Here is a 21063-nt window from a genome sequence, read left to right on the forward strand (position 1 = left end):
CCCCACGATATTTATTCATTAATACTTTGACTGGGTTTAGATGTTTATTTAATCAATGTTTCAAGATCAATTATTTACAATAAGGCCGCTGTGTATACAAAAATTTAAATGCACATTGAAAACCTTATTACCGTTTGAAAACTAATTACAATATTAAAAATCCCTTTTGAACTATAATTCATATCATGTCTGATAAAATCGAATTGAACGACAAACTCGTTTCTGAGTTGCGCGATATTGCAAAAAATTTAGGTATTACTGAGGCCGACGAACTACGCAAGGCTTCTCTAATTACCCGTATTGTTGAACAACAACAGTTAATTGAGGCCGCAAGGGCACAACAAAACATTGTTGAACAAAATTATGCACCTATTACTGCAGAACCGGCAGCCGAGGCAGCCAATGAAAAAGCACGTAAACGTACCCGTGTATTAAAACCTAAAACTCAGCCCCGCGTTGAAGTTCCTTTGGATGACACCAACCTGTTTGATCAGGAAGAAGAAGACCAACAGAATAACGAAGACGCTCAGAATGATATACCAGCACCCGAGCCGGTTGCCAGCGAAGCCACTGATAACCAACCCGGTGAAACAGCCCCTAAAGTGGAGACGCCATCGGCAGATGTTCGTCCGCCGCAAAAATTTGACAGGCGCGCCAATGGCAACCCTAATCAGCAAAAAGCACAGGAGCCGCCTATCAACCTTGATTTTGATAATGTTATTGTAAACGAAGGCGTATTGGAAATTATGCCCGATGGTTACGGTTTCTTAAGATCATCAGACTATAATTACCTTACTTCACCGGATGATATTTATGTATCACAATCACAAATAAAATTATTCGGCTTAAAAACCGGTGATACTGTTCGTGGCAGCATCCGTCCGCCTAAAGAAGGCGAAAAATATTTTCCTTTGGTACGTGTTGAAGCCATTAACGGCCGTATCCCTGCCGAAGTTCGTGACCGCGTTCCTTTCGATCACTTAACACCGCTTTTCCCATCCGAGAAACTGAGCCTGTTTACTGATGCCGGTAATTATTCAACCCGCATCATGGATTTGTTCTCACCTATTGGTAAAGGTCAGCGTGGGTTAATTGTGGCACAGCCTAAAACAGGTAAAACCATGTTATTAAAGGATGTGGCCAATGCTATTGCCCGCAACCACCCCGAAGTATACCTTATTATATTACTGATAGACGAACGCCCCGAAGAGGTAACCGATATGGCCCGCAGCGTGCGTGCAGAAGTAGTATCATCAACCTTTGATGAGCCAGCTGAGCGCCACGTAAAAATTGCCAATATTGTTTTAGAAAAAGCTAAACGTATGGTAGAGTGTGGTCATGACGTGGTGATCCTTTTGGATTCAATAACCCGCCTTGCCCGTGCCTATAACACGGTAGCACCTGCTTCAGGTAAGATATTATCGGGTGGTGTTGATGCCAACGCATTGCACAAACCAAAACGTTTTTTTGGTGCAGCCCGTAATATTGAAGATGGTGGTTCATTAACCATTATTGCTACAGCTTTAACAGAAACCGGTTCAAAAATGGACGAAGTTATCTTTGAAGAGTTTAAAGGAACCGGTAACATGGAATTACAGCTTGATCGTAAATTATCAAACAAACGTATCTTCCCTGCTATCGATATCACTGCATCAAGTACCCGTCGTGATGACCTGTTGCTTGATCGCGATACGCTACAACGCATCTGGATTTTACGTAACCACCTGGCAGACATGAACTCACAGGAGTCAATGGAGTTTCTACAAGCTCAGATCAGGGGTACAAAAACCAACGAAGAATTCCTGATTTCTATGAATTCGTAATATTTTTGCGATAATGAAGTTATATTTAATGTAAATATTATTTGTAACTTCATTATTACTTAATAAAATCCTGATAACTTCGTAACACAAATGAAGAGACGAGTTAGAAAACATCTTCCTAATACAATAACCTGTGCAAACTTATTTAGCGGTTGTATAGGGATAGTGTTTGCCTTTCAGGGTAATTTGCTAATTGCATCCTATGCAATTTTTTTAGCAGCAATTTTTGATTTTTTTGATGGCTTTGCATCACGTGTACTTAACTCCTACTCATTTATAGGTAAGGATCTTGATTCGCTGGCCGATATGGTGAGCTTTGGTTTTTTACCTTCGGCTATACTATATGAGTTGTTTTTAAAAGCTCCGCAAATTAATCATGTAAGCACTTATTTGTGCTACCTCGCCTTTTCTATAACTGTTTTCTCGGCGTTAAGACTGGCAAAATTCAATAATGACACCCGCCAATCGGATAGTTTTATTGGTTTGCCAACACCGGCCAATGCTATATTTATTGCTTCGTTACCTTTAATTATTGAGCAGTATGAGGTATTGGCCCGCTACATCTTAAACCCATACATTTTAACAGGGCTTATTATAATCATGTGCACTCTGCTGGTTTCTGAATTGCCGCTCATGTCGCTCAAATTTAAAAACCGCGATTTCAATAAAAACATTTTCCGTTATTTACTGCTCTTGTTTTCGGCAATACTGATTCTATTTTTTAAATTTGTCGCAGTTCCGGTGGTTATATTTATTTACATCACTTTATCTTTAATTCAAACAAAAATCACAAATGACAAAGTTCCAGGCTGAAATTGACGTAATGCCCAAAAAAGAAATACTTGATCCTCAAGGAAAAGCAGTAACCGGAAGCATGAAAAATCTTGGTTTAGCCGAAATACAAAATGTACGTATAGGCAAACACATCACGCTTGAAATTGAAGCCGACAACGCTGAAATCGCCCATAGCAAAGTTGATGAAGCTTGTAAAAACCTGCTTGCTAACCTGATTATGGAAAGCTATACTTTTAAAGTAGTAGAAGTAGTAGCTTAAGGCAGAAAGCTTAAAGCAAAAAGCCAACATATTTCACATAATCATCGGATAGCAAAAGCTATTTGTGACACTTAAAAAATTATAAAAGCAAAAGGCAACCATAATGGTCGCCTTTTGCTTTTATGTATATAAAGCTTTTAGCCTTCTGCTTTAAGCTTTCAGCTCTCTAAAGGCTTGCTTCTTTTTCTTCCTTAATTTGTTTAAGCGTAATCAGGTTGGCATTAACCGTTGCCTTTACCTGGTTAAATTTAGCTAATATCTCGCCCGGGTTTTGTCCTCCTCCTTTACAGGCTATCTCAACTTCCTGTATGGTGGCCTGGCTTATAGGCATACCAAAGAAACCAAGGTTGGGCTTTAGCTTGTGCGATACCTTACCCGCTTCTGCCCAATCGCCAGAATCAAGTGCGGTGCTGATATTACCAAGTAACAGTGGGGTTTGCTCCAGGAACATACCTATTGATTCAACAATAAATTCATCACTGCCATCGGCAATTTCATATAGAAAGGAAAGATCAAAGTCTTGCTCGGGTGAAATATCTGACATATAAAAGATGTATGAATAATCAAAATTATACTTTTTTTACGATCAAGTCGTCTTTAAGTTCGCTTTTTAGTTGTAAAATATTTTTTTTTATTAACGGATGTATAAAATCAGGAGCAATCTGTGCAAATGGCTCCAGAGTGAAGCGCCGTTTATGCATTTCGGGATGCGGAACTTTTAAATCCGGTTCATCAATAACAGCATCGCCATAAAATAAAATATCTATATCTATAGTTCGTGAGCCCCATTTTTCCTCGCGCCTGCGGCCCAGCAAAAGTTCAATACTTAAAATTTTCTTCAGCACCATTTGCGCAGGCAAATCTGTTTGTAAAAGCAGCACCTGGTTTAAATAATCGGGCGCATCTGTTTTACCCCATGATTGTGTTTCATAAACTCCCGATGCCTGCACAATGGGCGCAATACCTTCCTCAATACGCGCAATTGCCTGCTGCAGAAATAGTTTTCTATCGCCAAGGTTACTGCCTAAAAGTAAAAAAACGTCAATCATGTTGTAACAAATATTATAGATCAGGCTCTTAAGATTATACGGTATTGAATTACTAAGTTTGCATAGTTAAAAAGATTTATAGCATTAATGAAACAATTCTTCAAATTCGTTCTGGCCACCATGTTCGGGGTATTTTTAGTGACAGTGATTCTGGCTTTTGTAGTTGTAGGTTTAGTGGTAGCCGCAAGTGGTGAAAAAACTGTAGATGTTGAATCAAATTCAGTATTGCACATGGCATTTACTACTCCTATTACAGAACGTACACCCAATAACCCTTTAGCCGGACTAAGCTTTTTAGGATTGAACAGCGAGAAGTCGATCGGACTGAATGATATTTTGGCCAACATAAAAAAAGCCAAAAACGATTCAAACATCAAAGGCATTTTTCTTGACGAAAGCTACATGACATCCGGCCAGGCTACTACCGAAGAGATTCGCAATGCCTTGATCAATTTTAAAAAATCGGGTAAGTTTGTGGTAGCCTACTCCGAAATTTACACACAGGGATTTTATTACCTGGCATCCGTTGCCGATAAGGTATACATGAATCCGCGGGGTATGTTTGAATTTACCGGCTTTAGTCAACAGATAACATTTTTAAAAGGCGCACTTGATAAACTGGGCATCGAAGCACAGATCATTAAGGTTGGAACGTACAAAAGTGCGGTTGAACCTTTAATCCTTACCAAAATGAGCGATCCTAATCGCTTGCAGGTTACCTCTTATTTAGGCTCCTTGTATGATCATTTTTTAACAGGCATCAGCAAAAGCCGGGGGATTAATAAAGACTCGTTGTTTAACTATGCAAATAGTGGCCGTGTACAATTTCCCGAGGATGCTTTAAAATTAAAGCTTATTGACGGCTTGAAATACAAGGATGAAATTTTGGATGAGTTGAAACGCCGTACAGGTACCGGTTTAAAAAGCAACCTTGCAAGCGTTGATCTTGACGAATACACCAAAAGCAAAGCCGATGACAAAGGTGATGATGATGGTTCATCAAATAACCGCATTGCTATTGTTTACGCCAACGGCGAAATTAACGGTGGCGAAGGCGACGATAACAGCATAGGATCTGAAAGAATTTCGAAGGCAATCCGCAAAGTACGGTTAGATAATAAGGTAAAAGCAGTTGTACTCCGTGTAAACTCACCGGGAGGTAGTTCGCTTGCATCTGATGTGATCTGGCGCGAGGTTGCAATGACAAAAAAGGTAAAACCTATCATTGTTTCTATGGGCGATTATGCTGCATCGGGTGGATATTATATTAGCTGTGCTGCAGATTCCATTATTGCCGAACCGAACACGATAACAGGATCAATAGGCATTTTTGCCATATTGCCCAATATGCAAAAGCTGTTTAATGATAAATTGGGTGTTACTTTTGATGGTGTAAAAACCGGCAAATATGCTGATCTGGGCGATATCAGCCGTCCGCTAAGTGCAGAAGAAAGAGCCATTTTGCAAAACAACGTTAACCATGGCTATGATGATTTTACCAAAGCGGTAGCCGCAGGGCGTGGCAAAACACAGGCCTACATTAATAGCATTGGCCAGGGCCGTGTGTGGACAGGTACCCAGGCCATAAAATTAGGTTTGGTTGACCGCTTAGGCAATATCAACGATGCTATTGCATCGGCAGCAAAAAAAGCTAAGCTTACAAATTATAACCTGGTTAGCTATCCCGAACAAAAAAGTTTCTTTAAACAACTGGATGGCGATGTAACCAGCCAAATGAAAACCAAAATGATGAAATCGGAGCTGGGCGACAGCTACCGGGTTTACGAACAAATAAAAGGCATCACCCAAATGATGCGGATTCCGCAGGCAAGATTGCCTTATGATATTGTGATCAAGTAAGTTTTATTTATATTTTGATAAAAGAGCTGTCCGGATGGATGGCTTTTTTATTTTAGGCTAATTATCATTTTCTTTATAGAGCCATTGGCTCGAACATTTTGTAGCAACGGATTTTAATCCGTTGATGTTAAACCAAATAAAAATGAGTGCCATAGGCACGGCGCATCTTGCTTTTAAAAGAATCCCCACATTGATTATATATGCTAAGTAACAATTAACCAGCTGAGCATATGGGCCGAACCTATGGTTCTTTTTGTATGCTGTTTTTATTTCAACTGATTAAAATCAGTTGTTACAATATTAGCCGTGGCTACGCCACTGATTTATTTAAAAGAATAATATTGATTTCCTCAAAAATAATCCCGACTCTGCAAAGCCACAGAGCCACAAACATGCTTTAAATTCATCACTTTTTTATTTGAGTTGTGCGGTAGGCAAGGATAGATGGCTTTTATATTTTAAGGATAGCCTATATCACCCAAACATTTCCATAAATCACCCTTTCAAATAAGCGTTCGGCACATTCTTAGGCACATAATCAATTCCAAAAGCGTGTTTTATTAATAAGGATACAACCTCCATTACCGTTTTCTCTTTCCGGTGCATTTGCGGTAATGAGCCCATCATGGCATAACTTATCGGGTTAACAGCCGGGATAAACGTTTCCCATTCGTAACCCTTACCCCAAATGAGACCTTTAACGGAGATTAGCAGCTCGGCTCCATTTTGCAACAGAAAATGAAGCATATCGATGGAACTATTGCCATTTTGATTTACGGTGTGAAATATAGGTGTATGCCCGCCAAAACCATATTCATCAACAGCAGCTTTGGTATTTACATCCGCTCCATACTGTAAAAGGATTTGAGCACAGTCCAAGCTGTTATATTCGGCACAAAAATGCATGAGGGTTCCACCGGTTAACGGGGTATAAGTGTTATTATATAAGGTATACGTTTTGGAAACAATTGCAGGATCATTGCTGATATAGGTGTTTAACTTCTCAGCATCATGGGCCAATACAGCCAACAAAGACTGATCATCGTATACCAATCCCGCATCAATAAAAGCCCTGACGCAATCTTTAAATTCGGGGCTGCGATAATACATCTCCACCATGGTGGTAAAAAGAGGAATACCGTCATGAACCTCGTTCGGGCTGCCGCCATCGCGAAAATACCGTTGAATATCTTCTACAGCATGAACCTCTATGCTGTAAAGGAGCTGGATGTAATCGGGCATGATGTTAAGTTTAACCTACCTTGATGAGTGTATTTTCCCTGAAGGATATTAACCTAAAGTTAGGTATAAAAACGCGCCAATTTTTCAACTTAACAACTATGGGAATTCTTAATCAAAAATCCATCCCCCTCATTTCTCTCAATTAGATTTAGAAACATTCGTTAATTTAATCAATACACCACAAAACAAACCCTTCTACTGCACTGTCTTTACAATGGCTTTTTGTATTTTTACAGCTTCAATTTTATAATGGAAAACAAACCCATAGCCCGCACGCTTCGCTTACTATCGCAACTCATGGAACTGCATGAGGTTAATCCCTTTAAAATTAAGTCGATAGCTAATGCTGCTTTTAAGGTTGATAAACTTCCCTTCCCTATCGCCGGCAAAACACTGCAGGAACTGGAAAAAGTGGATGGCATTGGCAAAAGCATCGCTGCAAAAATCATTGAACTTTTTGATACAGGCACTATCGCCGAGATGGACGAATTGCTGGCCAACACCCCTGATGGAGTGGTAGAAATGATGGGCATCAAGGGCATTGGCCCAAAAAAGGTGGCCATTATATGGAAGGAATTGGGGATTGAAAATACCGGTGAGCTTTTTTATGCCTGCAACGAAAACCGACTGATAGAGGCCAAAGGCTTTGGGTTAAAAACGCAGGAAGAGATTCGCAAAGCTATCGAGTTCAGGATGGCCAGCAATGGTAAATTCCTGTTTGCCCAGGTTGAGAAAGAAGCCAATGAACTGATGGATGAAATAAAAGCGGTATTCCCAAGCGCGTTGAAACATTTCGCAGGTGAATTTCGCAGATCGAATGACATCATTACCGAGATAGTAGTTGTGATAGGCAGCATTGACCCGGAGATTGCCTACAATACTTTTCTGCAATCAAACATCCTGAAAAATGTAGCTCAAAATGAAAACCATATTTCAGGAGAATTGGGCAATGGTCTGTTGGTTGATATTATCTGCACATCAAACGGCGAATACTATAAGGAATTATTTATAAATACAGGCAATGATGAACATGTGCAGGCTGTACTCGCCCGTATTACAGAACCAATAGAAGAACCGGAAACTGAGGAACTTATTTATACCCAAGCCGGTTTAACCTGGATGCAGCCCGAACTGCGTGAGGGTACCACGTTTATTGAAAAAGCCGAAAAGAATGAATTGCCAACGCTTATCATCACACATGATTTAAAAGGCAGCTTGCATAACCACAGTACCTGGAGCGATGGCGTAAACACCGTTGAAGAAATGGCACTTTACTGCCGCGATAACCTGAAACTGGAATACCTGGGCATGTGTGATCATAGCAAGAGCGCCTTTTATGCCAAGGGCTTAAGCATTGAACGGGTACTGCAACAACAGGAGGAAATTGACAGCCTCAACAAAAAGCTTGATGGCTTTCATATTTTTAAAGGTATAGAATCGGATATATTATATGATGGTTCACTGGATTACCCTGATGAGATATTAAAAAAGTTTGATTTCATTGTTGCGTCTGTACATTCAATACTTAAAATGGATGAAGCTAAGGCTACGTCAAGGCTGATCACTGCTATCGAAAATCCATACACTACCATATTGGGCCACCCTACCGGCAGGCTATTGTTGAGCCGTGGCGGTTACCCTATCAATTATAAAAAAGTTATTGACGCCTGTGCGGCAAACAATGTAATCATCGAGATTAACGCCAACCCGTTAAGACTTGATCTTGACTGGCGCTGGCACCAGTACGCTTTGGATAAGGGCGTTTGGCTGTCAATAAATCCAGACGCACACCGTTTGGAAGGACATCTGGATATGCATTATGGTGTTTTGGCCGCCCGTAAAGGTGGCCTAAATAAGGAAATGTGCCTAAACGCATTATCACTGCCAGAAATAACAAAAGTATTTGAAAAGAAAAGGTCGGCAGTAAAATAGAATAAGGGACTAAAAAATTATAGCCCACATCGAACTAAAAAGAATGATAGATAAAATACGTGCCATACAATCATTAAATACCAAACCTACCATACTGGTAATAGGAGATTTAATGATAGACCACTATATAATAGGTGGCGCCACCCGCCTTTCGCCCGAGGCGCCGGTGCCTATTGTAAACGTTAAAAAGGAAACTTATACCCTGGGTGGTGCTGGTAATGTGGTACAAAACCTGGTGTCATTGGGTGCAAAAGTAACCGTTGCCGGCGTTATTGGCGATGATGCTTCTGCATTACAGGTGATAGATATATTAACAGAAGAAGGCGTGGAAACGCATACCATAATTAAAGATAGCAGTCGCCCAACCACTGTTAAAACCAGGGTTTTGGCGGGCAGTCACCAGTTGGTAAGAGTGGATAGGGAGGTAACCGATCCTGTTTCTTTAGCTATTGAAGATGAACTGATTGGTAAATTAGCCGGCTACATTGCACAGGCGGATATGGTGGTATTATCCGATTATAATAAAGGTTTGTTTTCGCCGTCGTTAACCCAAAAGGTTATCATCGAAGCTAATAAACACGGTAAAAAAGTAGTAATAGACCCTAAGGGGTTAAACTACGAAAAGTATAAAGGCGCTTTCATCATTAAACCAAACCGAAAAGAACTGGCCGAAGCTGCCAAAACCGAAAAGATTAATTCGCTGGAAAGTTTACAACAAGCCGCAAAGGTTATATTTGAGCAAACCGGTACGGAATATATAGTAGTTACCTTATCCGAAGAAGGCATGGTGATATTAAGTGAATTGACCCACAAGCTATTACCTGTAAAAGCCACCGAAGTATTTGATGTAACAGGTGCCGGCGATACAGTACTGGCAACTATGGCTTATTTTATAGCTTGCGGGCTAAGCATCGAAGAAGCCTGCGACCTGGCCAACCATGCTGCAGCCATAGTTATAAGGCAAGTTGGTAGCGCTACCACTACTGTTGACGAGATAATAAAAGACATGCAAATAGGTTAGTGATAAAAGGTTTAGCTTTAGGGTGAAGGAAAAGCCGGGCAGCAAAACGTAATCACTTACAACACGAAACTTAGAACTATAAAATGGTTTTAGACGAACTTAAAGATCATCAAAATACTATACAGCTGGTAATTGACCAGCTTACCGGCGATATTGAAACGGCATGCGAAATGATGACCACTACCTTAAAAAGCGGCAATAAAGTTTTGTTTGCGGGTAATGGGGGCAGCGCGGCAGATGCCCAACACCTTGCCGCCGAACTAACAGGCAGGTTTGTGAAAGAAAGACAGGCACTTCCCGGTATTGCTTTAACGGTTGATACTTCGGCACTTACAGCTATTGCAAATGATTACCATTACGATAGGGTGTTTTCGCGCCAGGTGGAGGCATTTGCCCGGCCCGGCGATCTGTTTATTGGAATCTCGACCAGTGGGAATAGCCAGGGTATTTTGAACGCGTTTGAAACCGCAACCAAACTGGGCTGTAAAACGTTAGGCCTTTCGGGCAGGGATGGCGGTAAAATGAATGGCTTGTGCAATCTTAATATTGTAATTCCATCAAATGCAACAGCCCGCATCCAGGAAATGCATATACTCATAGGTCATATTATGTGCCAGGCAGTCGATGATCTTTTTGATTAAAAACCGCTTATAAAACATACCAAAACGAGAGACGCAAATAGGCGTCGCTACAAAAAATATCAATGAGAATCGACCTCGAAAAAACAATCACCGATAAAATCAGCGATTTGCCTTCATTGAAGGCGAAGATGAAAAACTGGGCAATTGAGGGTAAGAAAGTAGTTTTTACCAATGGCGTTTTCGATCTTTTGCATATTGGCCATATCACTTACCTGGCAAAAGCAGCCGAACTTGGCGACAAGCTGGTTATCGGCTTAAATGCCGATAGCTCTGTAAGGCGCATAAAGGGCGAAAACAGGCCGGTTAACGACCAGAATAGCCGTGCCGCTATATTAGCTGCCCTATTTTTTGTGGATGCGATTGTTGTATTTGAGGAGGATACCCCACTGAATGTGATCAGCACTTTACTGCCCGACTATTTGGTGAAAGGTGCGGATTACTCCGTTGAAAACATAGTAGGTGCAAAAGAAGTAATAGCCAATGGAGGCGAGGTAAAAACCATTAATTTTGTGGAGGGCTATTCCTCAACATCTATAATTAATAAAATCAGGAATCAAATTACCTGATAGCACAACAACATGAAGATACTGGTGATCCGTTTTAGCTCGATGGGCGATATTATTTATACTACCCCCGTTGTACGCTGTCTCAAAAAACAGATCCCAAATGCCGAAGTTCACTTTTTAACCAAGCCTGCCTTTAAATACATCTATGATAACAACCCTTATGTAGATAAGCTGCTGCTGCTAAAACCTTCACTCGCTGATACTATTAACGAGATAAAGGCAGAGCAATATGATCATATAGTTGATTTGCATAACAACCTGCGCACCACCCTCATTAAATTGCGTACAGGCATAAAATCAAGTACTTATAAAAAACAACCTATCAAAAAGTGGCTTAGTTTAAAATTTAAATTAAAACTGATTGCCCCTATTCATTTAGTTGACAGGTACCTTGAAGCCACAAAACCTTTGGGTATTGTAAACGACGGCAAGCCTATTGATTACTACATAAAAGCCGAACATCAGCTTGATAAACTACTCCCTGCATCACACCAAAATGGGTATATCGCCTTTATCATCGGGGCAACACATTTCACCAAACGAATGCCAAATGAAAAGATCATTAGTATATGCCGCCAATTAAAACTACCCATTATATTATTAGGTGGTAATGATGTTAAAGCTAATGGCGATGTAATTGCGGACGCCATTGGCGCATCTGTTTATAATGCCTGCGGTAAAACCTCGCTTGATGAATCTGTTTTCCTGGTTTCAAAAGCCGAAAGTATTATAGGTTTTGATACAGGCCTTACCCACATTGCCGAAGCTTTTAATAAACCCATTGTTTCAATTTGGGGAGGCACGGTGCCTGAATTATTGGGTGTACAACCCTATATGGTTAAAGATGTGCTGGTTGCAGGTATTGAGCTTGATTGCCGGCCATGCTCAAAATTCGGGTTAGAGAAATGCCCGCTCGGGCATTTTAAATGCATGAATAATATGCCAGAAGGTGGAATTATTGAATTTGCAAACAGGTAGGAATTTCTGGCTATTAAAATTGCTTACATTTGTTTTACCAATTCCCTAACCTTAGTTCAATGACAAAACTATTGCTCCTGTTGCTTTTAACTATCTCTCCAATAGTATCTTTTGCACAATTACCGGGTTTAGGTGTAAAAGGGGGAATAAATTTTGCAACAATGAGTACATCCGGCCCCCCTTCAAATATGATCTCAGGTTCAAATGTTTATGCTCATTCGGGGTCAGTAACATCGTTTAATGTCGGCGTTTTTGCAGATGTAAAACTCGGGCACTTTTCGCTGCAACCCGCCATTAACTTTACCGGTAAAGGAGGCACATTTTATGGCCCCACCGGTACGTTTCCTAATGGATCCACAAGCGAGGTAAACACCAAATATAATTTATATTATATACAGGTGCCTGTGAATATGGTTTATCACGTTCCTGTTATCGTAGGTGATTTTTATATTGGCGCTGGTCCCTTTGTGGGTATGGGCGTGTATGGAAAAAAGGAATTATCAGCCGATAACAACAATAACGGCATGCATACCATGGTTACATCAAATAATAAAATTACGTTTGGCGATGATGGCGATATCCGGTCTGACGAATATGGAGCTGGCGCAATTGCGGGAATAAAATTAAAAGGCGGCTTGCTTCTTAATTTAAACTACGACCTCGGGCTATCGAATATTGCACCCGATGCCTTGGGCAACAAATTTAAAACTCATGTTTTTGGAGCTTCGGCGGGATTTATTTTTTAACTTTTTGTTGAGATAAAGAAACAAAAACATCATTATAAACTTAATTTTAAAAAGAATATAAAGTATCTCTTTTATCTCGGTTATGAAAAAATTACTCTTAATTCGCCACGCAAAAGCAACCCACGAAAGCAGTTACGTAGATTTTGAACGCCCACTAAAACAATCAGGCAAAGATGATGCTGAATTAATGGCCTCAGTTATAAAAGGGCAATCTATTATTCCTCAAATCATCATCAGCAGTCCCGCATTGCGTACACTTACAACCGCTAAAATTTTCGCCAAACATCTGCAACTACCCAAAGTAGATACCGACAAAAAAATATATGAAGCCGGCGAACAAGGATGGATAAAAGTGATTAACGACCTGCCAAATAAATACGATTTTATCGGAATTGTGGGCCATAACCCAGGCATTAGCCAGGCTTTATACTACCTCACCGGCCAAATTCGCGATATGCCTACATGTGCGGTTGCACTCATCACTTTGGATAACGAAGACTGGCAATCCATCAGCGAAGAAGACGGACATTTAAGCTTTTTTGATTCACCAAAAGGATGATCTGTGGCGGGCTGTAGAGATCAAGTTAAGATTTTTTGGGCAAACATATTTTCCACATTTTCGCAATCCAACATGCAACACGAACCTCGCAACACACAACACGAACCTCACCACCCGCAACTAACTCACCTTATAAGTCTTCCCCGGTAACGACCTGATGTAGCCCTGCATTTCCATATTCAACAGGTTCATGGCAAGCATACTCATAGGCATATTGGCTTTTATAGTAAGCTCGTCTATAGCTAAAGGCGTTTTGTTTTCTTGTAAAATATCAAAAATAAAGCGTTCATCCGTTGATAAATCTAATGGTAACATAAACTGCTCAACAGGTTTGGCATTATCAGCCTTTTCCCAGCCAAGGCTGAAAGCCAGATCGGCCATGCAGGTGAGCAAAGCAGCTTTATTGTTGCGGATGAGGAAGTTACAGCCTTCAGAATAAACGTCATCCAGCCTGCCGGGGAATGCAAATACATCCCTGTTATAAGAATTGGCAATTTCGGCAGTTATCAATGCGCCCCCTTTTAAACTGGCCTCAATTACTACAGTAGCGTCAGCCATGCCAGCTACAATACGATTACGTTGCGGAAAATTCTCCCTATCTGGCACTGTTCCAGACGGATATTCGGTAAGTAAACCCCCGTTTTCTAACATTTTATCAGCTGTTGCCCGGTTTTGGCTGGGATATAATCTGTCCAGCCCATGCCCCAACACTCCTACTGTTGGCACATTTAATCGTAAACACTCTTTATGAGCGGTTACATCAATGCCCAAAGCAAGGCCACTTACTATTAAAACGTTGTATTGTTGTAATTCCTCTATAAGCTGGCGGCATAATTGGCGGCCATAATCTGTAGCGTTACGGGTACCTACAATGCTTATCACCTGCGGTTGGTTTAGTTCCATTTTCCCCTTCGCATACAATAATATGGGCGAATCGGCGCAGTTTTTTAAACGTTTGGGATATCGGGCATCAGTATAAAATATCACCTCAATCCCCTGTTTATCTACAAAAGCCAGCTCTTTTTCGGCTTGCCTTAAGGCATCTTCAAAATTCCACTGAGCAATCCTCTTTTCCCCAATACCCGGTATCGCCATCATTTTAGCCGGCGAAGACCTGAAAATTTCCTCCGCACTCCCCAAATAAGCCATTAATGATTTAGCCGCCACCGGACCCAAATTTTTAACAAATGATAAAGCGGTTTTATGGAGTAAGGACATATTAGATGTGCAGATTATAGATTTCAGATGTGCAGATTAAGTACAGATGTGCAAATTTCAGATGTGCAGATATGCAAATTAAACGCCACTATCAATACCACGAATATACAAATCCTAAAAATATTAGCAAATATATTTAGATTTCATTTTCAATCTAACCGCAAAAATCTCCACACCCCGCCCTGCATCTGCACATCTGAAATCTGCACATCTTCTCCCCCATCTGCATATCTGAAATTTACATATCTGTACATCTGAATAAAAAACTACAAAAATAGTTTGCAAACTATAAAAATAGTTCTACCTTTATGTAACTATAAAAATAGTTTGCTATGAATCTTAAAGAACTCACTAAAGCCGAAGAACAGATAATGCAGATACTGTGGCAGTTAAAAGAAGTTATTGTAAAAGATATTATTGAACAAATGCCCGATCCTAAACCCGCCTACAATACGGTATCAACCGTGGTACGGGTACTGGAAGGCAAGGGTTTCATTGATCATAAGGCCTATGGCAATTCACATGTATACTTCCCCCTCATTAGTGATGATCAATACAAAAAATTCACTTTTGATAAAATGATGAAAAACTATTTCAGCAACTCCTACCAAAGCCTGGTATCATTTATTGTTGACGAGAAGAAGCTTGGAGTAAAAGAATTGGATGAATTAACCTCCCTGATTGATAACCTTAAAAACAAAAATCAATGAACTGGCTGCACTACCTCATCGAAGCAAACATCTACCTTGCGGTATTCTACGCCGGGTATTGCCTGTTTTTAAATAAGGAAACTTACTATACGCTTAACCGGATTTACCTGCTGCTAAGCTGTATCATATCGTTTATTTTACCTGTTTTCCAGATTGGCTCCTTAAAATCAACCGAAGAGCCGGCTACCCAAACATATACTACGGTGATACAAAATGTGCATGCCAATAATGCTCCGGGGCCAGTAAATTATCAGCCAGAGCTAAGCCATTTTAACTTTCAGGATGCTATTTGGTATGGTTACCTTATTGGTATCGCGATACTCACTTTGATATTAATCATCAAGATATATAGGCTGATCAAAATGACCACCGGTGCCAAAACTATTATTGGGAACAAGTATAAATTGATTGATATTGATAGTTCAAACACCGCATTTTCGTTTTTCAATTACCTTTTTATTGGCAAAAATACCGCGGGTAATGATACCATCATCAGGCATGAGCTGGTGCATATCCGGCAAAAACACTCCGTTGATATCCTTTTTTTGGAACTGATCAGGATCATCAACTGGTTTAATCCCATTATTTATTTGATGCAGATAAGCCTTAAAACCCTGCATGAATATATAGCCGATGAGCAAACCGCCACCCTTGAAAACGATACCCTTGCCTACTCTGCTTTCCTTGTTAATAATGCTTATGGCCTTAACGGCTCATCCATTACACATTCATTTTTCAATTATAACCTGTTAAAAAAGAGAATCATTATGTTAAACCAAAAACGTTCGGGAAACTTAGCAAGACTAAAATACCTGGTAGCCTTACCCATTTGCGCGGGGATGCTTTGCGCATCCACATTAGCATTCAGTAAAAACTATGTATTGGTTGACCTTGCGCCAAAAAGAGTGCTTACAGATACGATAGTGCAACATGTTTCTAAGCCTTATGTTAACGCAAAGGGTTACATAATTGATGAAAAAAGTTTCACAGCTAACGGCCACCTGGGATTTATTGCCACCATTACCGATAAGAAAGGCAAAAAACTTATAGCTGACGCCAGCAAATGCAATGTATCCGGTGAGTCGATGCTGTATGACGTTTACGGTTATAAATTTCCGGCAGGATTAAAGGTTAAAAAAATCCCAATGGATATTCCGCCGCCACCTATAGTTGTTAAAGACGATTATGTTGGGTTATTTAATCATTTAAATAATACGGTCAATTATCCTGCAGAGGCTTTAAAAAACAATAAATACGGTGTGGTAGGCCTTAGCATTAAAGTAAAAAACGACCACAAAATATCTGATGCCAGGATAATTAACAACGGTGGAGATGAATTTAATAAAGCAGTTTTAAAATCAATTCAGTCCTTTAATGGTACAGTTAATGCCTCTGCAGGCCAGCATAAAATACTCGTTTATTTTTGTACCGATTATTATAAGTTTATTAAAACTCAGGAAGCTGCCATCATAAATGATCCATCTTATGATTTAAGTATGCTGATCTATCGCGCAGGTAAATACCCGCCGATGGCCAAAGGCGCAAAAGATCTGAAAGCAGCCAACGCAATAGCGCCGCCTGCTGTTCCAAACCCAATTGCTCAACTTCCGTCCCCACCGCCACCGGCTCCTGCCCTTAACATTCAGACTGCCGTTCAAAAACCAACCCTGCCAGATTTTACCGCTTTTTATAAATACATAGCTAAATCTGTAAGATACCCTGCAATTGACCGCAAAAACCTTATCGGCGGCAGGGTAATTGCAACCCTTGATATAATTGATGGTAAAATTATCGATCCTAAAATTGTACGCGGCGTTGAACCTGTTATGGACGGAGAACTTTTACGTGTACTTAAGGCCTATGATGGCAGCCTTGATTTAGCAGCAGGCCATTATTCAATGCCGGTATCATTTCAGCTAATTGATTCTAAAAACAATCAGGTTGTCCATCTTCCTGAAAATCAAACTAATGATAACCAAAAATCAACAGCCGATAAACCTATCAAACAATCTACCGGATTTTCAACATCGCTTAGTTTGGATGAAGTTGTGATAGTTAGTTACATAAAAGATTAAAACATAGCCCGATTTTTAAAATGCCCACCCATTAAATCAAAAACCAATGAACTGGCTGCATTACCTCCTCGAAGCAAACATATACCTCGCTGTATTTTATGCCGGATATTGCCTTTTTTTAAATAAGGAAACTTATTATACACTTAACCGGGCCTACCTGTTGTTGAGCTGTTTACTATCGTTTGCTTTACCTGTTATCCAGGTCGGTGTCTTAAAACCAGTTGAGCAACCCGGCGGGTCAATTGTGATCATTACCCCTGAAAACATTGTAACACAAGTAACTACGGATACAACAACAGTTAATGACGTATTAATGTATGCTTACCTGGCGGGAGTTATTGTTTTGGTTATAGTTCTGCTTATAAAACTATCCAGGCTCATAAAAATGACTGGTAGTAGTAAAACACTTGTGGGTAATAAGTATAAACTGATAAATATTGATGGTTCAAACACCGCATTTTCATTTTTCAATTACCTCTTTATAGGTAAAAATACAGCGGGTAATGACACCATCATCAGGCACGAGCTGGTACATATCCGGCAAAAACACTCAGTTGACATTCTTTTTTTGGAACTAATCAGGATCGTCAACTGGTTTAATCCCATTATTTACTTGATGCAGATAAGCCTCAAAACCGTGCATGAATACATAGCCGATGAGCAAACTGCAGCCCTTGAAAACGACACCCTCGCCTACTCCGCCTTCCTTGTTAATAATGCATATGGCCTTAACGGCTCATCCATTACACATTCATTTTTCAATTATAATTTGTTAAAAAAGAGGATAATTATGTTAAACCAAAAACGTTCGGGAAATTTAGCAAGGCTAAAATACCTGGTGGCCGTACCCCTTTGTGCGGGGATGCTTTGCGCATCCACATTAGCTTTCAGTAAAAATTATGGCTGGGTTGACCTTGCGCCAAAGCACAAATTAGCGCCCACTGCCAATAGCAAATCGGCAAACCTGGCCGCTGATACCTCGGCCAAAACACAGATCAAAGCAAAAGCAATAACCGCGAAAGGTTATAAATATGAAGAAACCGGCTACCTTATTAATAAGAAAAGCGATTTCAGAGTGATTATTACCGAGAAGAACGGCGAGCAAAAAGAGTACTATAAAAGCAAAGCAAAACCCGGGGAAATAGCGATGCTAAAAGAAAAATACGGTTATTCGTTCCCTAAAATGTTGATATTCCCTAAACTTCCTCCACCACCACCAAAGGGCCCTGGATTGCAGACCTATATAGATAAAATGCCTCCTCCTCCACCAGCCGCACCAAAAAAGGGCGCCAAAAAGCTTCATAGAATGCCACCGCCACCGCCTGCACCTCCAATTGGTTCAGATGACATCGACAAAACGCCACCGCCACCGCCGCCTGCGTCACCAATTGGTGCAGAAGACATTAACAAAATGCCGCCACCACCACCACCCGCTCAACCTATTGGCTCAAAAGACCTTGTTGCAATGCCAGTGCCCGCACGCCCGGTTTCTGCAAAACAGCTTAAAAAGTTAAATTTGAAAGCGGCACCCGTAAAAGCAGTTGATGTTTTTATTATCGGAGAGCCTAAAGCTCAGGTAAGTCCCGCGCCGGCTATTGCTCCTGCTGATGTAAAACCAGTTTCTCCAACAACGCCTTTACAGTAAAAAACGTACCTGCGCTATTATATCTATTGTAAAAGGTACATCGGATAAAAACCTCCACCCAATGAGGCAAAATTGCTGAACGGATTAAAAAACGCTTCGGCATTTTTCTGTGTAAAACCCTTCTCCTTTTTAATCCCCCCAATTGTTCCAAAAACTATTTTTAAATAATTGGTTTACACACTAACATATGAACATATTGTTTGTTAAATTTGTTATAAACCAATTACTCAATTGATATACAGCGCCATAATACCAATTGGGTGTCTCATTTAAATCAATTATCATGAAAAAGTTTGGAATTACCTTAATTATTGTGGGTATTGCTCTTTTTATTACAAGTAACTTCTTTTACAAAAAAACTGTTAATGCTGTAGATAGCTCTGGCAGTAGCACAATTGTAACCGGCCCTAAAGGCAGCTGGACATTTAAGCTACCAGTTTTTTGGGGAGGTGCCTTATTTGCTATCGGTTTGGTGTTTTATGCGGCATCGCGTACAAATAACCAAAGCCATGATCACCATGCTATATAACAGCAATAAGCTGTGTTATGTATGATGGACGGTTAGTCTTGCAGAATGTAAAAAGGGAAAAACCGGGCAAAATCAATTCAAATCAGTGATATTAAACCACAGCTTTTACATATATCACCTGCTTGGTTTCAAAAAACTCTTCACTGAAATGATCTGTCAGGTGATATTGTTGCACTTTTAGGCCCGATTCTTTGATCTCCTGGTCAAGGTCGCCCCCCTTAAGGTATAGGATACCGTTGGGTAATGTATTGCCAGATTGCTTTTTGAATTTGGTACGTACCCATGGATAAAAATCTTTCAACTGGGTTACAGCACGCGATACCACGAAATCAAACTTTTCGTCAATCTGCTCTGCACGGGCATGCGTTGCTTCCACATTGGTCAAGCCTAAAGCTTTGGCAACTTCCTGCACTACTTTTATCTTTTTACCAATAGAATCAACCAAATGAAACTGTGTTTTTGGGAATAATATAGCCAGTGGAATGCCTGGAAACCCACCTCCTGTACCTACATCAAGCACAGTTTCGCCAGGTAAAAAAGACATTATTTTGGCTATACCGAGGGAGTGTAATACATGGCGCTCATATAACAGATCAATATCTTTACGTGATATTACGTTGATCTGGCTGTTCCATAAATTATATAATTCTGGCAGCTGCTCCACCTGGGAACGTTGCTGATCTGTCAGATCTGGAAAATATTTAAAAACGATATCAGATGTCATCCCTGTTAAAACGGTTTATGATGTTGCCTAATAAATACCTGGCCCTAAACAATTGTGCCTTAACAGTACCTAATGGTAAATCAAGCTGCTGGGCTATTTCCTCGTAGGATAATTCGTCAAAATAACGCAAAGTGATCAAGTTACGGTAACGTGGTGGCAAGCTTTCGATGAGTAATTTAAGTTCCTGGGTTTGTTGTTTTTTAATAGATGTTTCTTCCGGGTTTAATACATCTGCCTTTATTTGCAGCGGTTTTTCGTCGCCATCCTCGTCTGTCATTCCGTGGATAGATTGTGTATTAAGCTTTTTCTTTCGGATAAAATCTATGCAATTATTAGTGGCTACCCTAAAAAGCCAGGTGCTAAACGCATAATCCGGCTGGTATTTCTCCAGTTTTTCAAATGCTTTGGCAAAGGTTTCAACGGTTAGGTCCATGGCGTCTTCTTTGTTATTCACCATTTTTAACACCATAAAATAGATAGAATCTTTATAACGGTGCATCAAATCGGCATACGCTTTTTGGTCGCCTGTACGCGCCCTCACCACAAGGTGAAAATCATTTTTAGCGTTCTCGGTAAAATTCGCGTTTATTTCCATTGGGTGGTTTTAAAAAAGGCCCCAACTAAGCCAAATACATTTAAATACATATAATATACTATGTCAAAAAATGGCAAATACCAAATAAGATCTTTA

At 40.2% G+C, this 21063-nt stretch carries 21 protein-coding genes; 15 read left to right on the forward strand and 6 right to left on the reverse strand.

Annotated features, from left to right (window positions below; genetic code table 11):
• Positions 1–185: 185 nt before the first annotated feature.
• The 3 genes from rho to purS all read left to right on the forward strand — a co-directional run bounded on the left by rho (position 186) and on the right by purS (position 2877).
• Positions 186–1823: a transcription termination factor Rho gene (gene rho / locus Q0R88_RS04920; protein ID WP_295713101.1), complete on the forward strand. Its 1638-nt coding sequence runs from the start codon at positions 186–188 to the stop codon at positions 1821–1823.
• Between the two features lie 90 nt (positions 1824–1913).
• Positions 1914–2636 (forward strand): CDP-diacylglycerol--serine O-phosphatidyltransferase, encoded by a 723-nt coding sequence (gene pssA, locus Q0R88_RS04925; protein ID WP_295713103.1) that lies wholly within the window; start codon positions 1914–1916, stop codon positions 2634–2636.
• Positions 2617–2877, forward strand: a complete 261-nt coding sequence (gene purS / locus Q0R88_RS04930) for a phosphoribosylformylglycinamidine synthase subunit PurS (protein ID WP_295713105.1) — start codon at positions 2617–2619, stop codon at positions 2875–2877. The genes pssA and purS overlap by 20 nt, the downstream gene beginning before the upstream one ends.
• Before the next feature lie 166 nt (positions 2878–3043).
• Here the strand turns inward: purS and Q0R88_RS04935 are convergent, their stop codons facing one another.
• On the reverse strand, positions 3044–3421 hold the full coding sequence (locus tag Q0R88_RS04935; RefSeq protein ID WP_295713107.1) for an Hpt domain-containing protein: 378 nt from the start codon (positions 3419–3421) through the stop codon (positions 3044–3046).
• Between the two features lie 25 nt (positions 3422–3446).
• The gene (gene folK, locus Q0R88_RS04940; protein ID WP_295713109.1) at positions 3447–3926 is read right to left on the reverse strand and encodes a 2-amino-4-hydroxy-6-hydroxymethyldihydropteridine diphosphokinase; all 480 of its coding nucleotides are present in this window, start codon (positions 3924–3926) and stop codon (positions 3447–3449) included.
• An 87-nt stretch (positions 3927–4013) separates the two neighbouring features.
• Here folK and sppA point away from each other — a divergent pair, with 87 nt between their 5' ends.
• On the forward strand, positions 4014–5786 hold the full coding sequence (gene sppA / locus Q0R88_RS04945) for a signal peptide peptidase SppA (protein WP_295713111.1): 1773 nt from the start codon (positions 4014–4016) through the stop codon (positions 5784–5786).
• A 495-nt stretch (positions 5787–6281) separates the two neighbouring features.
• Here the strand turns inward: sppA and Q0R88_RS04950 are convergent, their stop codons facing one another.
• The gene (locus tag Q0R88_RS04950) at positions 6282–7028 is read right to left on the reverse strand and encodes an ankyrin repeat domain-containing protein (RefSeq protein WP_295713113.1); all 747 of its coding nucleotides are present in this window, start codon (positions 7026–7028) and stop codon (positions 6282–6284) included.
• Positions 7029–7277: 249 nt separating this feature from the next.
• Between Q0R88_RS04950 and Q0R88_RS04955 the strand changes: the two genes are divergently transcribed.
• The 7 genes from Q0R88_RS04955 (at position 7278) to Q0R88_RS04985 (ending at position 13471) form a co-directional block, all read left to right on the forward strand.
• Entirely contained in the window at positions 7278–8960 is a 1683-nt protein-coding gene (locus Q0R88_RS04955) for a DNA polymerase/3'-5' exonuclease PolX (protein ID WP_295713115.1), read from the forward strand.
• 43 nt (positions 8961–9003) lie between these two features.
• Positions 9004–9981 carry a D-glycero-beta-D-manno-heptose-7-phosphate kinase gene (gene rfaE1, locus Q0R88_RS04960; protein WP_295713117.1) on the forward strand — a complete coding sequence of 326 codons (978 nt, stop codon included), beginning with the start codon at positions 9004–9006 and terminating at the stop codon, positions 9979–9981.
• Positions 9982–10064: 83 nt separating this feature from the next.
• Positions 10065–10622: a D-sedoheptulose 7-phosphate isomerase gene (locus tag Q0R88_RS04965; RefSeq protein WP_295713119.1), complete on the forward strand. Its 558-nt coding sequence runs from the start codon at positions 10065–10067 to the stop codon at positions 10620–10622.
• Positions 10623–10684: 62 nt separating this feature from the next.
• On the forward strand, positions 10685–11188 hold the full coding sequence (rfaE2, locus tag Q0R88_RS04970; protein WP_295713121.1) for a D-glycero-beta-D-manno-heptose 1-phosphate adenylyltransferase: 504 nt from the start codon (positions 10685–10687) through the stop codon (positions 11186–11188).
• Positions 11189–11200: 12 nt separating this feature from the next.
• On the forward strand, positions 11201–12166 hold the full coding sequence (locus tag Q0R88_RS04975) for a glycosyltransferase family 9 protein (RefSeq protein ID WP_295713123.1): 966 nt from the start codon (positions 11201–11203) through the stop codon (positions 12164–12166).
• A 59-nt stretch (positions 12167–12225) separates the two neighbouring features.
• Positions 12226–12912, forward strand: a complete 687-nt coding sequence (locus Q0R88_RS04980; protein WP_295713124.1) for an outer membrane beta-barrel protein — start codon at positions 12226–12228, stop codon at positions 12910–12912.
• Positions 12913–12994: 82 nt separating this feature from the next.
• Positions 12995–13471: a histidine phosphatase family protein gene (locus Q0R88_RS04985; protein WP_295713127.1), complete on the forward strand. Its 477-nt coding sequence runs from the start codon at positions 12995–12997 to the stop codon at positions 13469–13471.
• 120 nt (positions 13472–13591) lie between these two features.
• Here Q0R88_RS04985 and dprA read toward each other — a convergent pair whose 3' ends face one another.
• On the reverse strand, positions 13592–14689 hold the full coding sequence (dprA, locus tag Q0R88_RS04990) for a DNA-processing protein DprA (protein ID WP_295713128.1): 1098 nt from the start codon (positions 14687–14689) through the stop codon (positions 13592–13594).
• 332 nt (positions 14690–15021) lie between these two features.
• On the opposite strand from dprA, the gene Q0R88_RS04995 reads away from it, so the two are divergent.
• From Q0R88_RS04995 to Q0R88_RS05010, 4 genes are all read left to right on the forward strand, one after another.
• On the forward strand, positions 15022–15399 hold the full coding sequence (locus tag Q0R88_RS04995) for a BlaI/MecI/CopY family transcriptional regulator (protein ID WP_295713130.1): 378 nt from the start codon (positions 15022–15024) through the stop codon (positions 15397–15399).
• A complete protein-coding gene (locus Q0R88_RS05000) occupies positions 15396–17474 on the forward strand; it encodes a M56 family metallopeptidase (protein WP_295713131.1) in 2079 nt (692 codons plus the stop codon). The genes Q0R88_RS04995 and Q0R88_RS05000 overlap by 4 nt, the downstream gene beginning before the upstream one ends.
• A gap of 46 nt (positions 17475–17520) precedes the next feature.
• Positions 17521–19119 carry a M56 family metallopeptidase gene (locus Q0R88_RS05005; protein WP_295713132.1) on the forward strand — a complete coding sequence of 533 codons (1599 nt, stop codon included), beginning with the start codon at positions 17521–17523 and terminating at the stop codon, positions 19117–19119.
• Positions 19120–19402: 283 nt separating this feature from the next.
• Positions 19403–19648: a hypothetical protein gene (locus Q0R88_RS05010; protein WP_295713134.1), complete on the forward strand. Its 246-nt coding sequence runs from the start codon at positions 19403–19405 to the stop codon at positions 19646–19648.
• A gap of 91 nt (positions 19649–19739) precedes the next feature.
• Here the strand turns inward: Q0R88_RS05010 and rsmG are convergent, their stop codons facing one another.
• Complete coding sequence (rsmG, locus tag Q0R88_RS05015; RefSeq protein WP_295713136.1) at positions 19740–20372, reverse strand: 16S rRNA (guanine(527)-N(7))-methyltransferase RsmG; 633 nt, start codon at positions 20370–20372, stop codon at positions 19740–19742.
• Positions 20362–20967, reverse strand: a complete 606-nt coding sequence (locus tag Q0R88_RS05020; RefSeq protein ID WP_295713138.1) for a sigma-70 family RNA polymerase sigma factor — start codon at positions 20965–20967, stop codon at positions 20362–20364. Before Q0R88_RS05020 ends, rsmG begins: the two co-directional genes overlap by 11 nt.
• Between the last annotated feature and the right edge of the window lie 96 nt (positions 20968–21063).

The sequence above is a fragment of the Mucilaginibacter sp. genome, assembly GCF_025362475.1.
In the GTDB taxonomy this organism is placed as follows: Bacteria; Bacteroidota; Bacteroidia; order Sphingobacteriales; family Sphingobacteriaceae; genus Mucilaginibacter.